We start from the raw sequence: 13,648 nt of genomic DNA on the forward strand, positions 1-13,648 counted from the left end.
CCGCCGCGTTGTCTATCTCTCTGCCATCGCTTTTCCACTGGCCCATTGAAGGTCGTTAGGGAGAATTTCGTTCTCATGATTTGCCGTTCGTTGCCTGCTGTTTTTGCCCTGCTGTTCGCAACACCACTGTTGGCCGCCCCCGCCAGCCAGCAGACGCTGTTCAACTTTGTGCGCCCCGCCGACGTGGTCCAGGTGGCGACTCAGGACGCCAGCCTGCCGCAATCCAACGCCGAGCAAACCCCCGAGGGCGAAGTGCTGCGCCGGGTGACGTTCAACCCTGTCGCCCGGCCGACGTTGCGCCTGACCCCGCAAACCGGCGCCTGGGACTGGTCTCAGTCGGGCGTCATGAGCCTGCGGATTCAGAGCGCCATGAACTGGGCCTTGACCCTGTATGTGACCATCCAGAGCAACGATGGCAAGACACTGGTCAGTCGCGTCGATTTGCCGGCGGGGCCTGCGCAAACCCTGTTGGTGCCTTTGCAAGCGACATCACCGCTGAGCCAGGGCATGAAGGCTGGTCCGCCGATGCCGATGACCGTTGAGGGGCAGCGAGTGTTGCTGGCCAGCAGCGCCGGTGAGCTGGATCGCAGCCAGGTGGTGTCGGTGAGCCTGTCGATGGACCAGCCCAAAGCCGCGCAAAGCATCCTGCTGGAGCGCTTTGGTGTGCAGGACGGTGAATCGATAACCCACGCCGTGTATGGCGGGTTGGTGGATGCCTACGGCCAGTCGACCCGAAACAAATGGCCGGAAAAAATCAGCAGTGACGAACAACTGAAAAGCGCCGCCAGCAAGGAGCAGCAGCAACTGAAAACCTGGCTGGCAGAGCGCGAAAAGGCCTCTCTGGACAAGTTCGGTGGTTTGACCAAAGGCCCGTCCTTCAAGGCCAGTGGCTTTTTCCGCACCGAGAAGCGCGATGGACGCTGGTATCTGGTGACGCCGCAAGGCCATCCGTTTTATTCGCTCGGGGTTAACACCGTCGCTGCAGACGTCAACCCGACCTACGTTGCCGGTCGTGAGTGGATGTTCGATTCACTGCCCAAAGCAGATGATGTACTCGCCAGCCACTACGGCGAAGGCGACAACCGTAGCGGCAACGGTGCCGATCAAGGGCGTGGCTACAATGCCGGTCGCTGGTACGACTTCTACGGTGCCAACCTGCAGCGCCTGTATGGTGACCCGTGTGTGAAGGGCAGCGATACCAAGGCGGGCGTCGCCGCGGCGGCCAAGGCGGATGCAGTTGAGGCGACGGAGGCCAAGGCGGCGGAGCAACCCGTAGTGCCTGCAACTGCCGAGCATGGTGTCGCCGAAGCGGCCAAGACTGAAGCGACGGTAGCGAAAGCCGCAGAGCAAAAAACCGCCGAACCGTGCAAGCCGCTGTTCGATGAGCAGCGTTGGGCCAGTCACACCCTTGATCGCTTGCAAGCCTGGGGCTTCAACACAATTGGCAACTGGAGCGCACCGGTATTGGGCGACGCTGATCGCGTGCCCTACACCTTGCCGCTGTCTATCGTTGGCGACTACGCCAGCATCAGCACCGGTACCGATTGGTGGGGCGGCATGCCCGACCCCTTCGACCCGCGTTTCGCCATGGCCACCGAACGCGCTGTGGCCATTGCCGCCCGTGATCATCGTGACGATCCGTGGTTGATCGGTTACTACGCCGACAACGAACTGGCCTGGGCCGGTCCCGGGGATGACCCGAAAGCCCGGTATGCCCTGGCCTACGGCACCTTGAAAATGACCACCGACGTGCCGGCCAAGCGCGCATTCCTCAAGCAACTGCGTGACAAGTACCGCAATCAGGCTGGCTTGTCGAAAGCCTGGGGCATCGATCTGGCGGCCTGGGAACTGATGGAAGATCCGGGATTCGTGCCGCCGTTGCCAAGCGCCGAGTACCCGGAAATCGAAGCCGACTTCAAATACTTCCAGAAGGTCTTTGCTGACACTTACTTCAAGACCATCTCCGACTCGCTTAAGTGGCACGCACCGAACCAGCTATTGCTCGGCGGCCGTTTCGCCATCAGCACGCCGGAGGCAGTGGAGTCCTGCGCCCAGTATTGCGACGTGTTGAGCTTCAACATGTACACCTTGCAACCTCAGGATGGTTACGACTTCGCCAGGCTGCGCAGTCTCGACAAACCGGTGCTGATCACTGAGTTCAATTTCGGCTCGGCTGATCGTGGCCCGTTCTGGGCTGGCGTTACGCCATTGGTGAAGGAGGAAGACCGCGGTCCGGCGTACGCCAACTTCCTCAAGCAGGCATTGAGAGAGCCGTCGATTGTTGGCGTGCATTGGTTCCAGTACCTCGATCAACCGGTCACCGGGCGCCTGCTTGACGGCGAAAACGGTCACTTCGGGTTGGTGGGCATCACTGATCTGCCGTTCCAGGGTTTTGTCGACAGCGTGCGCAAAAGCAACCTGGCGACAGTCGAGCAATTGGGCAAAGAGGCCGAGAAGGCTGCGGCCGCCGCCGACAACGCCAGCCACGACGCTGAGGGCGGCCGCAAGGCCGAGGCCGGCAAGGGGCCGGGGAAGGGCGCTGGCGGGCACTCCGGGAATGGTCACTGAGCCCTGACACCGCGTTATCGTTCTTCGCGAGCAAGCCCGCTCCCACAGGAGGATGCATTCCAATGTGGGAGCGGGCTTGCTCGCGAAGGCGTCATTAGCATCTCCACTGCATTTCAGGTTGATGGCAGAGCGACCGCCCGGCCCAACCCTGTTCCCAAAACCCTCAAGGGCTGGAACAATGCCCGCCACTTTGTAGAGCGTTAATCCGGGGAGTTGCGGGTGCAGATTCAGGGTCATTACGAGCTTAAGTTCGAGGCGGTGCGAGAGGCGTTCGCGGCGCTGTTCGACGATCCCCAGGAACGTGGCGCAGCGTTGTGCATTCAGGTCGGCGGCGAAACCGTCCTCGATCTGTGGGCCGGCACTGCCAACAAGGACGGGACCGAGGCCTGGCACAGCGACACCATCGCCAATCTGTTCTCCTGCACCAAGACCTTTACCGCCGTCACCGCGCTGCAATTGGTGGCCGAAGGCAAGCTGCAACTGGATGCCCCGGTCGCGCGCTACTGGCCCGAATTTGCCGCTGCCGGCAAAGAGTCCGTCACCTTGCGCCAACTGCTCTGCCATCAGGCCGGCCTTCCGGCATTGCGCGAGTTACTGGCCCCCGAAGCCCTTTACGACTGGCAAACCATGGTCGACGCCCTGGCCGCCGAAACGCCGTGGTGGACGCCGGGCGAAGGCCACGGTTACGCGGCGATCACCTATGGCTGGCTGATCGGCGAATTGCTGCGCCGTGCCGACGGTCGTGGGCCGGGTGAATCCATTGTCGCGCGGGTCGCCAAGCCGTTGGGGCTGGACTTCCATGTGGGCCTGGCCGACGAAGAGTTCCATCGCGTGGCCCACATTGCGCGGGGCAAGGGCAATGTCGGCGATGCCGCCGCCCAGCGCCTGCTGCAAGTGACCATGCGTGAGCCAGCGGCCATGACGACCCGGGCGTTCACCAACCCTCCGTCGATCATGACCAGCACCAACAAGCCCGAGTGGAGACGCATGCAACAGCCAGCCGCCAATGGCCATGGCAATGCCCGCAGCCTGGCCGGGTTCTACGCGGGCCTGCTCGACGGCAGCCTGCTGGAAAGCGAAATGCTCAATGAGCTGACCCGCGAGCACAGCCTCGGCGAGGACAAGACCTTACTGACCCGGACCCGTTTCGGTCTGGGTTGCATGCTCGATCAACCGGACGTTGCCAATGCCACCTTCGGCCTTGGCCCGCGGGCGTTCGGTCATCCGGGTGCCGGCGGCTCCATCGGTTTTGCCGACCCGGAGCACGACGTGGCTTTCGGATTTGTGACAAATACCCTGGGGCCGTACGTCTTGATGGACCCGCGTGCACAAAAGCTAGTGCGGGCTCTGGCCACTTGTCTGTAAAAACGGCTATCGGGTTCCAGGGCTGGAACCCGATAGCCTTTTCAGTTTCAAAGCGTCAGTTTGTGCGGGCCGCTGTGGCCAGATTTTTTTGACTTCATTCTTGTGGATATCCAATGTCATCCAATAAAACCCTCGCCTTGGCCCTGTGCTTTGCTATTACCGGTTGCGCACAGACTCCACAGAGAGATTCGACAGCCCCCGTTGCCAAGACTGAAAGTGGCAGCCATTGGTACTGGCCATTCGGTTCCGACGAGAGCGCCGGTAAGCCTGCGGCCAAGCCGGAGGTGAAACCTGAAGTCAAACCCGTTACGGTGGCCAAGGCCGAAACCGATAGCGGCAGCAAGTGGTGGTGGCCGTTCGGCGGCAGCAAGCAGAGCGCCGCCAAGGCAGTGCCGATGCCCGACCCGAAAGTCACTCAGTCCTGGCTTGACGACTATGAACCGCGCCTGCGGGAGGCGGTCAAGGGCAGTAACCTGCAACTCGAGCGCCGCGAAAACGTGCTGGTGGTGACTGCGCCGGTCGAAGGCTCGTTCAACCCTGACCGTCCGGCCATGCTGCTGCCGGTCACACTCGGTCCGTTGACCCGCGTTGCCAAAATCCTTGAAGCCGATCCAAAGTCCGCTGTGTTGATCCTCGGCCACAGCGATACGTCCGGCGCTGCACCTGCCAACGTCAAACTGAGCCAGGAGCGTGCCCAGGCCGTTGCAGCGATTTTCCGTCTCAGTGGTTTGCAGCGTGATCGCCTGATGCTGCGTGGCTTGGGCGGTGATGCGCCGCGCGCCGCCAACGACAGCGTGGAAGGGCGTGCGTTGAACCGCCGCGTGGAGCTGCTGGTGACCCCGCAAAACACCATGGCCGCACTGCTGAGCAAGTACAATATGCCGGCGCCGGCCCCTGTGACCAAGATCACTGCTGCTGAGGTCAAGCCGGTCGCCAAGCCTGTGACACCGGCCCCGGCGGCTAAAAAGGCTGCTGTTCCAGCGGCGAAAAAAGCCCCCGCGAAAAAAGCACCGGCCAAGAAAACACCTGCGAAAACCGCAACGCCGGCGAAAAAGACCACGCCAGCCAAAGCCTCCGCGGCTGACAAGAAAGGCGCAGCCACCGATACTGCAAAGCAGTGATTCGTTAACCAAAAGGAATGCGCCATGACCCAGGGCCTGGCTGATATGCGTCGTGACTACACCCGTGATGGCTTGACCGAGGCACAAGCCCCGGCCGAGCCGTTTGCGTTGTTCCACCAATGGTTCGCCGACGCGGTGAAAACCGAACAGGTGCCGGTGGAAGCCAACGCCATGACCCTGGCCACCGTTGACCAGGACGGTCGACCGCACTGTCGCATTCTGTTGCTCAAGGGGCTGGATGAACTGGGCTTCACCTTTTTTACCAACTACGAAAGCGCCAAGGGCCAGCATCTGGCCGCGAATCCGTTCGCGGCCATGACGTTTTTCTGGCCGGCGCTGGAGCGCCAGGTGCGCATCGAAGGGCGGGTGGTGAAGGTGACGCCCGAAGAGTCCGACGCCTATTATCAGGTCCGTCCACTGGGCAGTCGCCTGGGGGCCTGGGCGTCGCCACAGAGCCGGGTGATTGCCGATCGTAGCGAACTCGAAGCGCTGCTCAAGGACACCGAGCAACGTTTCAGCGACACCCAGCCCCATTGCCCGGAACACTGGGGTGGTTATCGCCTGCTACCGGAGCGCATCGAATTCTGGCAGGGTCGCCCAAGCCGCCTGCACGACCGCCTCAATTACCGCCAGCAGGGCGCCGACTGGATCCTTGAACGTCTGGCACCCTGAGCAGTCTACCGATCGGGATAGCCTGCCGCAGCGGCCTCCAGCCACTTCGGCAGGTCTCGACGCTTGATCTTCTGCGCCTGAGCACTCGTCAATCGTTCGAGCATGAAGGCTTTTTTCTGCTCGTCCTTGCCCGCCAGCGCTAGCGCCAGGTCGCGGTCCATCCAGCGTTTGATCCGCACGTACAGCCACCAATGGAAGTACAAACCGGCAACAGTCGTGACGACGATGATAAAGTAATCCATAGAAATCCTTGGCCAGTGGGGCAGCTTTGCGAATTTGCCGCTACTGTGTTGGTTCGTGGAGGCGCCTTAACGGAGCCTGAATCAAACCAATTTTACCCGGGCGATGCCGTGACAGGCGTCAAGTAGCGGAGTTTAATGAACAACTGTTTTTTTGGAGTTGATGCTATGCGTAAGTCTGTTCTGCTGGTTGCTTCCTTTTCCACGATGGCGATGTTGCTCACTGGTTGCCAATCGAGCCTGACCGGTGACTCCTACTCCCGTGACGAGGCGCGTCGCGTGCAGACCGTTCGCATGGGTACCATCGAAGCATTGCGCCCGGTGAAAATCGAAGGCACCAAAACCCCGATCGGCGGTGCTGCAGGTGCAGTGGTCGGCGGCGTTGGCGGCAGTACCATCGGTGGCGGCAAAGGTAGCGTCGTTGCAGCGGTTATCGGTGCCGTGGCCGGTGGCCTGCTCGGTTCAGCGGCTGAAGAAGGCCTGACCCGCACCCAGGGCGTGGAAATCACCGTGCGCGAAGACGATGGCAGCATGCGCGCCTACGTTCAGGAAGTTCAGCCGAACGAAGTGTTCCGTGTCGGCGAACGTGTGCGCATCGCCAGTGTGAATGGTACCAGCCGCGTTTCGCACTAAGCGCAAACACCGGATAAACAAAAAAGCCGATCAGGTGACTGATCGGTTTTTTGTTTTTCAGCTCAGGTGAGTCCTGATTGATGCCAGGCGTTATGGCGGTTTATCAGGAGGCCAGCGCGCTGTTCTTGCGGCTCGCCATCGCCGTCACCACATAACCGATCAGCGCAGCAAGAATCGAACCGGTCAAGATCCCCATGCGGTCCATCCCGGCGAAATCACTCACGCCTGGCTCGAAGGCCAGCGAGCCGACAAACAGACTCATCGTGAAACCAATGCCGCAGAGAATCGCCACCCCCAGTACCTGACCCCAATTGGCGCCCTGGGGCAGGGCGGCGATACCGGTTTTAACGGCCAGCCAGGTCAGGCCGAAGACACCGACGGTCTTGCCCAGCAGCAGCCCGATGGCGATGCCCATGGGGACATGGTGAGTGAAGCTTTCGACGGTGACGCCGCTCAGGGACAGGCCGGCGTTGGCGAAGGCGAACAGTGGCAGGATGCCGTAGGCGACCCACGGGTGCAGGGCATGCTCCAGGGTAAGCAGTGGCGAAGGTTCGGCATTTTTTGTGCGCAACGGAATGCAGAATGCCAAGGTCACGCCGGCCAAGGTGGCGTGGACTCCGCTCTTGAGCACGCAGACCCAGAGGATCAAGCCAATGATCATGTACGGCCCGAGCTTGACCACGCCAAGCCGATTCATCCCGATCAGCGCCGCAATACAGGTCGCGGCCAGCGCCAGAGACAGGGTCGACAGCGCGCCGGAATAGAAGATCGCAATGATGATGATCGCGCCAAGGTCGTCGATGATCGCCAGGGTCATCAGGAACAGTTTCAGCGATACCGGAACCCGTTTACCCAGCAGTGCCAGTACGCCAAGGGCGAAGGCAATGTCGGTGGCGGTCGGGATTGCCCAGCCGTTCAGGGCAGCTGGCGTGTCGCGATTGAGGTACCAGTAGATCAGCGCCGGCACCACCATGCCACCAATGGCGGCGGCACCGGGCAGGACGATTTGCGACGGTTTTGACAACTGGCCGTCGAGGACTTCGCGCTTCACTTCCAGGCCGATCAGCAGGAAGAACAGCGCCATCAGGCCGTCGTTGATCCACAGCAGCAAGGGCTTGGCGATTTTCAGTGCGCCGATCTGCGCCACAACGGGGGTGTCCAGCAGACCGTTGTACAGCCACGACAGCGGCGAGTTGTTGATGATCAGAGCCAGAACGGCAGCGGCGATCAATAATAGACCGCTGGCAGCTTCCAACTGAAAGAAACGCGTGAAAGTGCTACGCAGAGGCAAGGTCGCTCTCCATCCGTGAATTCAAAAGGTGTTACACCCTAACAAGTACCGTTAGTTGTTAAAACAAAAGTTATATTCTTTTTTGTTATATGCCGTTACAGAGTGATCCCTCGGCACCGACCTGAGCCTAGCAGTTGCCCGGCGTATTGGATTTCATCTGTACCTGTGCTGGATGCAGGATTTTTCCTAAGCTTGTTGGCTGAGCCTTGTCAAAAGGCCGACTCCTGCCCGATACAACGAGAAAACCATCATGAGCGACAACCGACAGTGGTCCCGCGAAGCGATCCGGATCATCGAAGCCGATTTCCAGCGCAGCGCCGACACCCACTTGATCCCCTTGCCGCTGCCGGGTTTTCCAGGCATCGAGTTGTACTTCAAGGATGAGTCCAGTCACCCCACGGGCAGCCTCAAGCACCGTCTGGCCCGTTCGCTGTTCCTGTATGCGCTGTGTAACGGCTGGCTCAAGCCCGGTGCTCCGGTGATTGAGGCATCCAGCGGTTCTACGGCGATTTCCGAAGCGTACTTCGCGCGCATGCTGGGCTTGCCCTTCATTGCGGTGATGCCGGCGACTACGTCCAAGGAGAAGATTGCGCAGATCGCCTTCTACGGTGGCCAAAGCCATCTGGTGGACGATCCGACCCAGATTTACGCCGAGTCCGAGCGCCTGGCCCGTGAACACGACGGGCACTTCATCGACCAGTTCACCTACGCCGAGCGCGCCACCGACTGGCGGGCGAACAACAACATTGCCGAGTCGATTTTTCAGCAGATGCGTTTCGAGCAGCATCCCGAACCGAGCTGGCTGATTTCCAGCCCCGGTACCGGCGGCACCACGGCCACCCTGGGCCGATACGTGCGTTATCGCCAGCATGGCACCCGCGTGCTGTGTGCCGATGCCGAGCGTTCGGTGTTCTTCGATTACTACCAGACCGGCGATGCCAGCCTGCGACTGGACCACGGTTCGCGTATCGAAGGCATCGGCCGGCCGCGCGTGGAAGCGTCGTTTCTGCCCAAGGTGATCGACGCGATGGTCAAGGTGCCGGATGCCTTGTCGCTGGCGGCCATGCACTACCTGGCGGAGCGTTTGGGACGGCATGTGGGCGGATCGAGCGGGACCAACCTGATCGGCGCACTGATGGCCGCCCAGCACATGAAGGCGGCAGGGGAGACGGGGTCGATGGTGGCGATTCTGTGTGACGGCGGCGAGCGCTATGCCACGACCTATTACGATCAGGGTTGGCTCAAGGCTCAGGGGTATGAACTGAGCGGTTTGATGGCTGCGGTGGCAGCGACGGTGGAGCGGGGTGAGCCGTTGCCGGACTCGGTTTTGCGCGCCAATATCTGAGATTTTTCAGACATTGAATAACCCTGTGGGAGCGAGCAAGCTCGCTCCCACAGGGTTTTGCATTATTTCCGGGATCGCGTATCAGGCTTCCAGGCCAAGGATGTCCCGGGCCACCGCTTCAGCAATGCGAATCCCGTCAACACCCGCCGACAGAATTCCGCCCGCATAACCGGCCCCTTCACCGGCCGGGAACAAGCCCTTCACGTTCAGGCTCTGCAACGACTCGTTACGGGTAATGCGCAGCGGCGACGAGGTGCGGGTCTCGATCCCGGTCAGCACTGCGTCGTGCAGCGAGTAACCACGAATCTGCTTCTCGAATGCCGGCAAGGCTTCGCGAATTGCTTCGATGGCGAATGCCGGTAGTGCCAGCGCCAGATCACCCAGGGCAACGCCCGGCTTGTAGGACGGCTCGACGCTGCCCAGTTCGGTAGAAGGTTTGCCCGCGATAAAGTCGCCGACCAGTTGCGCCGGGGCTTCGTAGTTGCTGCCGCCCAGCACGAATGCGTGGGACTCCAGGCGTTCCTGCAACTCGATACCGGCCAGCGGACCGCCCGGATAATCGACTTCCGGGGTGATGCCGACGACGATCCCGGAGTTGGCATTGCGCTCGTTACGCGAGTACTGGCTCATGCCGTTGGTGACCACGCGGTTCGGCTCGGAAGTCGCCGCCACCACGGTGCCGCCCGGGCACATGCAGAAGCTGTAGACCGAACGGCCGTTCTTGGCGTGGTGCACCAGCTTGTAGTCGGCGGCGCCCAGTTTCGGGTGGCCAGCGTATTTGCCCAGCCGCGCACGGTCGATCAGCGACTGCGGGTGCTCGATGCGGAAACCCACCGAGAACGGCTTGGCTTCCATGAACACGCCACGGCCGTGAAGCATGCGGAAAGTGTCGCGGGCGCTGTGGCCGAGGGCCAGGATCACGTGTTTGGAGTGGATCTGTTCGCCGCCATTGAGTTCGACGCCGACCAGTTGGTCGCCTTCGATCAACACGTCGGTGACGCGCTGCTGGAAGCGCACTTCACCGCCCAGAGCGCGAATCTGCTCACGCATGTTTTCCACCACGCCGGTCAGACGGAACGTACCGATGTGCGGTTTGCTGACGTAGAGGATTTCTTCCGGAGCACCGGCCTTGACGAATTCGTGCAGGACTTTACGGCCGAGGAATTTCGGGTCCTTGATCTGGCTGTAGAGCTTGCCATCGGAGAACGTCCCCGCGCCGCCTTCACCGAACTGCACGTTGGATTCCGGGTTGAGCACGCTTTTGCGCCACAGGCCCCAGGTGTCCTTGGTGCGCTGGCGTACTTCGGTGCCGCGCTCGAGGATGATCGGCTTGAAGCCCATTTGCGCCAGCAGTAGCCCGGCGAAAATCCCGCACGGGCCGAAGCCGACGACGATCGGTCGCACGCTCAGATCGGCCGGCGCCTGGCCGACTTCCTTGTAGCTGACATCCGGCGCCACGTTGACGTTACGGTCATCGGCAAACTTGTGCAGCACCCCCGCCTCATCGCGAACTTCAAGGTCGATGGTGTAGATGAAGCACAGTTCGGAGGACTTTTTGCGCGCATCGTAGCTGCGCTTGAACAAGGTGAAATCGAGCAGGTCATCGCTGGCAAGCCCTAAGCGCTGCACGATGGCAGGGCGCAGGTCTTCTTCGGGATGGTCGATCGGCAACTTGAGTTCGGTGATTCGTAACATGGCGGGATCCGGTTCGCGGGGCGCACAACTGCGCCAGGGCGTTTGAAGCCCGCGATTATAAGCCTCAAAGCCGCAGGCCCGTGAGGCTTAAACGATCAGTCGTCGCGCGATCCGCCGAAATACCCGCAGCCGCGCTGTACCTGACCGTCGATGCGCAGCTCGGCGCTCATGTGCTGGATGCTGCCGGTGCTGCTGTCGACGCAACGTTGCGGTGCAACCCACAGTTCGATGTGCTGGTTGTTGGCTTCGGTGCTGAGGTTGAAACGGCCATCGCCCAGTTGCTCCTCGACGTAAGGCACGGCCAACGGCGGCTGGCCGGCCCGGTCGAGGACCATGCCTTTGCCGCTGACTTTCACGCTCCACTCCGGGGTGTGGCCGGCGGCGCGCAGAATCAGCAGCTTGAAATTCGGATCGTCGCACGCGGTGCCCGAGCGCTCGACGCGGTACAACTGCTCCAGATCGAGCTGGCCGTCACCACCACTGCCGGCCACAACCCGTCCGCGCACGTCGGCAAACAGCTTGCCCTGCTTGTCCGCCAGGTTTGCGGCCTGCTGCAGGACGCTGGTGCCGCCCGTGTCGTTGACCACGTAGCGGTTTGTCTGGTTGCACGGCTGGAACAACAGTTTGCCGTCCGCCGCGGTCAACTGGCCTTGCATGCGTGTCTGGCCAACATGGGAGGCGTTCTGCCGCTCACCCTCGAACAACTGGCAAGCGGCGAACAGCGGAAGCAGGGCAACGAGGACTAAGGAACGGGCAACACGCATCTTGGGGTCTCCTGACAGGTGCCGTCACGTTACTCAGGCTGACCGTTCATCACAACCGGTTATCGTCTCCACTTTGTATTGGCGCGGACGCCGGCAGCGATTTTTCATCTTCAGATGTGAAAGGTCTGACCTGTTTGCAGGCCTTCCACACTCTTGGCGTAGGCCAAGGCTACATCCGCCGCAGGAACCGGCTTGAAGCCACGGAAGTACGGCGCGTATTTGCCCATGGCTTCGACCAGGACGTTCGGGCTGATCGAGTTCACCCGCAGGCCGCGCGGTAGCTCGATGGCGGCGGCGCGGACAAAGCTGTCCAGTGCACCGTTGACCAGCGCCGCCGAGGCGCCACTGCGAATCGGGTCGTGGCTGAGAACGCCAGTGGTGAAGGTGAACGAAGCGCCGTCATTGGCGAAGTCGCGGCCGATCAGCAGCAAATTGACTTGGCCCATCAGCTTGTCTTTCAAGCCCAGGGCAAAGCTTTCTTCGGTCATCTCGTTGAGCGGTGCGAAGGTCACGTTACCGGCGGCACACACCAGTGCATCGAATTTGCCGGTCTGCTCGAACAGCTTGCGAATCGAGGCGCTGTCACTGATGTCCACCTGAAAGTCGCCGCTGGTGCGACCGATGCGGATGATTTCGTGGCGTTGCGACAGTTCCTTGTCGACTGCCGAACCGATGGTGCCGCCTGCGCCGATCAAAAGAATTTTCATGGGGGCTGATCCTCGTATGGGTTGAACGAGGTTTCAGTTTAGGGTGGTTTTTTCTCCGGATAAGCGCACTAATAGGCAACCTTTGGTTTTCAGATGGAAACAATCCATGAGCGAGATGGATGACCTGGCGGCGTTCGCGGTGTTGATCGAAGCGGGGAGTTTTACCCTGGCGGCGCAGCAGCTTGGTTGCAGCAAAGGCCAGCTGTCCAAGCGCATCAGCCAGTTGGAAGCGCAGTTTTCCGTGGTGTTGTTGCAACGTACCACCCGCCGCTTGAGCCTGACGGCCGCCGGCGCTGCGTTGTTGCCCCAGGCCCAGGCGCTGGTAGTGCAAGTCGAGCGGGCCCGCCAGGCCCTGGCGCGCCTGAAGGACGACATGGCCGGCCCGGTGCGGATGACGGTGCCGGTGTCGCTCGGGGAAACCTTCTTCGATGGCCTGTTGCTGGAATTCTCGGCCAAGTATCCCCAGGTGCAGATCGAGCTGGAGCTCAACAACAACTACCGCGAACTATCTCGCGACGGCTTCGATCTGGCGATTCGTTCCGAGGTGGCCATTGATCAGCGACTGGTGGCGCGTCCACTGCTGGCATGGCAAGAACTGACCTGTGCCAGCCCGGCTTATCTGGAGCAATACGGTGAACCGCAAACCCCCCAGGCTCTGGCCGAGCATCGCTGCCTGCTCAACAGCCATTACAGTGGCCGCGAAGAATGGCTCTATCACCAGCAGCACGAGTTATTGCGGGTGCGGGTGTCGGGGCCGTTCGCCAGCAACCACTACAACCTGTTGAAGAAAGCCGCACTGGTCGGCGCCGGTATTGCGCGCCTGCCATCCTATTGTTTGCCAACAGAGCTGGCGGACGGGCGCTTGCGATGGCTGCTGCGCGATTATCAGACCCGCAGCATGCCGATGTACCTGGTGCATCCGTATCAGGGCGGTTTGCCCAAACGCACGCAGGTACTGGCTGATTACTTGATCGGGTGGTTCAAGCGCAGTGGGGAGGCGTTGGACAGGCTGTAAATGTCCTTTGGGAGCGAGCTGGCTCGCGATGGACGTTAACGATGACGAGGGCTGTCTGAATGAACGTGGCGCCCTCCATTTTTTCGCGAGCAAGCTCGCTCCTACAGAAGAGGGTCTGTGTAGCTATAGTGGGGGCATAAAAAAACGGCCCGCGAAGGCTAATGCCAGTCAGTTAAGCTGACTGGCATTTTTCTTTCTGATCGGATATTTCGGCGATTTGAGTCGGATGGCCC

General features: G+C 61.1%; 12 protein-coding genes. 7 read left to right on the forward strand and 5 right to left on the reverse strand.

What is annotated here, in order from left to right:
• Positions 1-75: 75 nt before the first annotated feature.
• From AC3WTM_RS16500 to pdxH, 4 genes are all read left to right on the forward strand, one after another.
• Positions 76-2,568 carry a beta-galactosidase gene (locus AC3WTM_RS16500; RefSeq protein ID WP_102669875.1) on the forward strand — a complete coding sequence of 831 codons (2,493 nt, stop codon included), beginning with the start codon at positions 76-78 and terminating at the stop codon, positions 2,566-2,568.
• 219 nt (positions 2,569-2,787) lie between these two features.
• Positions 2,788-3,933, forward strand: coding sequence for a serine hydrolase domain-containing protein (locus AC3WTM_RS16505; RefSeq protein ID WP_102669876.1), 1,146 nt, complete (start codon positions 2,788-2,790; stop codon positions 3,931-3,933).
• Between the two features lie 113 nt (positions 3,934-4,046).
• Positions 4,047-5,054, forward strand: coding sequence for an OmpA family protein (locus AC3WTM_RS16510; RefSeq protein WP_102669877.1), 1,008 nt, complete (start codon positions 4,047-4,049; stop codon positions 5,052-5,054).
• Between the two features lie 24 nt (positions 5,055-5,078).
• On the forward strand, positions 5,079-5,726 hold the full coding sequence (pdxH, locus tag AC3WTM_RS16515; protein ID WP_102669878.1) for a pyridoxamine 5'-phosphate oxidase: 648 nt from the start codon (positions 5,079-5,081) through the stop codon (positions 5,724-5,726).
• A 5-nt stretch (positions 5,727-5,731) separates the two neighbouring features.
• On the opposite strand, the gene AC3WTM_RS16520 is transcribed toward pdxH, so the two are convergent.
• Positions 5,732-5,968, reverse strand: coding sequence for a hypothetical protein (locus AC3WTM_RS16520; protein WP_102669879.1), 237 nt, complete (start codon positions 5,966-5,968; stop codon positions 5,732-5,734).
• Positions 5,969-6,133: 165 nt separating this feature from the next.
• Here AC3WTM_RS16520 and AC3WTM_RS16525 point away from each other — a divergent pair, with 165 nt between their 5' ends.
• Positions 6,134-6,598, forward strand: coding sequence for an outer membrane lipoprotein (locus tag AC3WTM_RS16525; protein ID WP_102669880.1), 465 nt, complete (start codon positions 6,134-6,136; stop codon positions 6,596-6,598).
• Between the two features lie 103 nt (positions 6,599-6,701).
• Here the strand turns inward: AC3WTM_RS16525 and nhaA are convergent, their stop codons facing one another.
• Positions 6,702-7,889 carry a Na+/H+ antiporter NhaA gene (nhaA, locus tag AC3WTM_RS16530; RefSeq protein ID WP_102669881.1) on the reverse strand — a complete coding sequence of 396 codons (1,188 nt, stop codon included), beginning with the start codon at positions 7,887-7,889 and terminating at the stop codon, positions 6,702-6,704.
• 247 nt (positions 7,890-8,136) lie between these two features.
• Here nhaA and AC3WTM_RS16535 point away from each other — a divergent pair, with 247 nt between their 5' ends.
• Entirely contained in the window at positions 8,137-9,234 is a 1,098-nt protein-coding gene (locus AC3WTM_RS16535) for a PLP-dependent cysteine synthase family protein (protein WP_173677912.1), read from the forward strand.
• Positions 9,235-9,315: 81 nt separating this feature from the next.
• On the opposite strand, the gene AC3WTM_RS16540 is transcribed toward AC3WTM_RS16535, so the two are convergent.
• The 3 genes from AC3WTM_RS16540 to AC3WTM_RS16550 all read right to left on the reverse strand — a co-directional run bounded on the left by AC3WTM_RS16540 (position 9,316) and on the right by AC3WTM_RS16550 (position 12,400).
• Complete coding sequence (locus AC3WTM_RS16540; protein WP_102669883.1) at positions 9,316-10,929, reverse strand: NAD(P)/FAD-dependent oxidoreductase; 1,614 nt, start codon at positions 10,927-10,929, stop codon at positions 9,316-9,318.
• A 95-nt stretch (positions 10,930-11,024) separates the two neighbouring features.
• Positions 11,025-11,693: a COG3650 family protein gene (locus tag AC3WTM_RS16545; protein WP_102669884.1), complete on the reverse strand. Its 669-nt coding sequence runs from the start codon at positions 11,691-11,693 to the stop codon at positions 11,025-11,027.
• Positions 11,694-11,803: 110 nt separating this feature from the next.
• Positions 11,804-12,400, reverse strand: coding sequence for a short chain dehydrogenase (locus AC3WTM_RS16550; RefSeq protein WP_057716106.1), 597 nt, complete (start codon positions 12,398-12,400; stop codon positions 11,804-11,806).
• Positions 12,401-12,506: 106 nt separating this feature from the next.
• Here AC3WTM_RS16550 and AC3WTM_RS16555 point away from each other — a divergent pair, with 106 nt between their 5' ends.
• The gene (locus AC3WTM_RS16555) at positions 12,507-13,415 is read left to right on the forward strand and encodes a LysR family transcriptional regulator (RefSeq protein WP_102669885.1); all 909 of its coding nucleotides are present in this window, start codon (positions 12,507-12,509) and stop codon (positions 13,413-13,415) included.
• Positions 13,416-13,648: the final 233 nt, after the last annotated feature.

The organism is Pseudomonas sp. EU05-FHT14B02 (genome assembly GCF_058791055.1).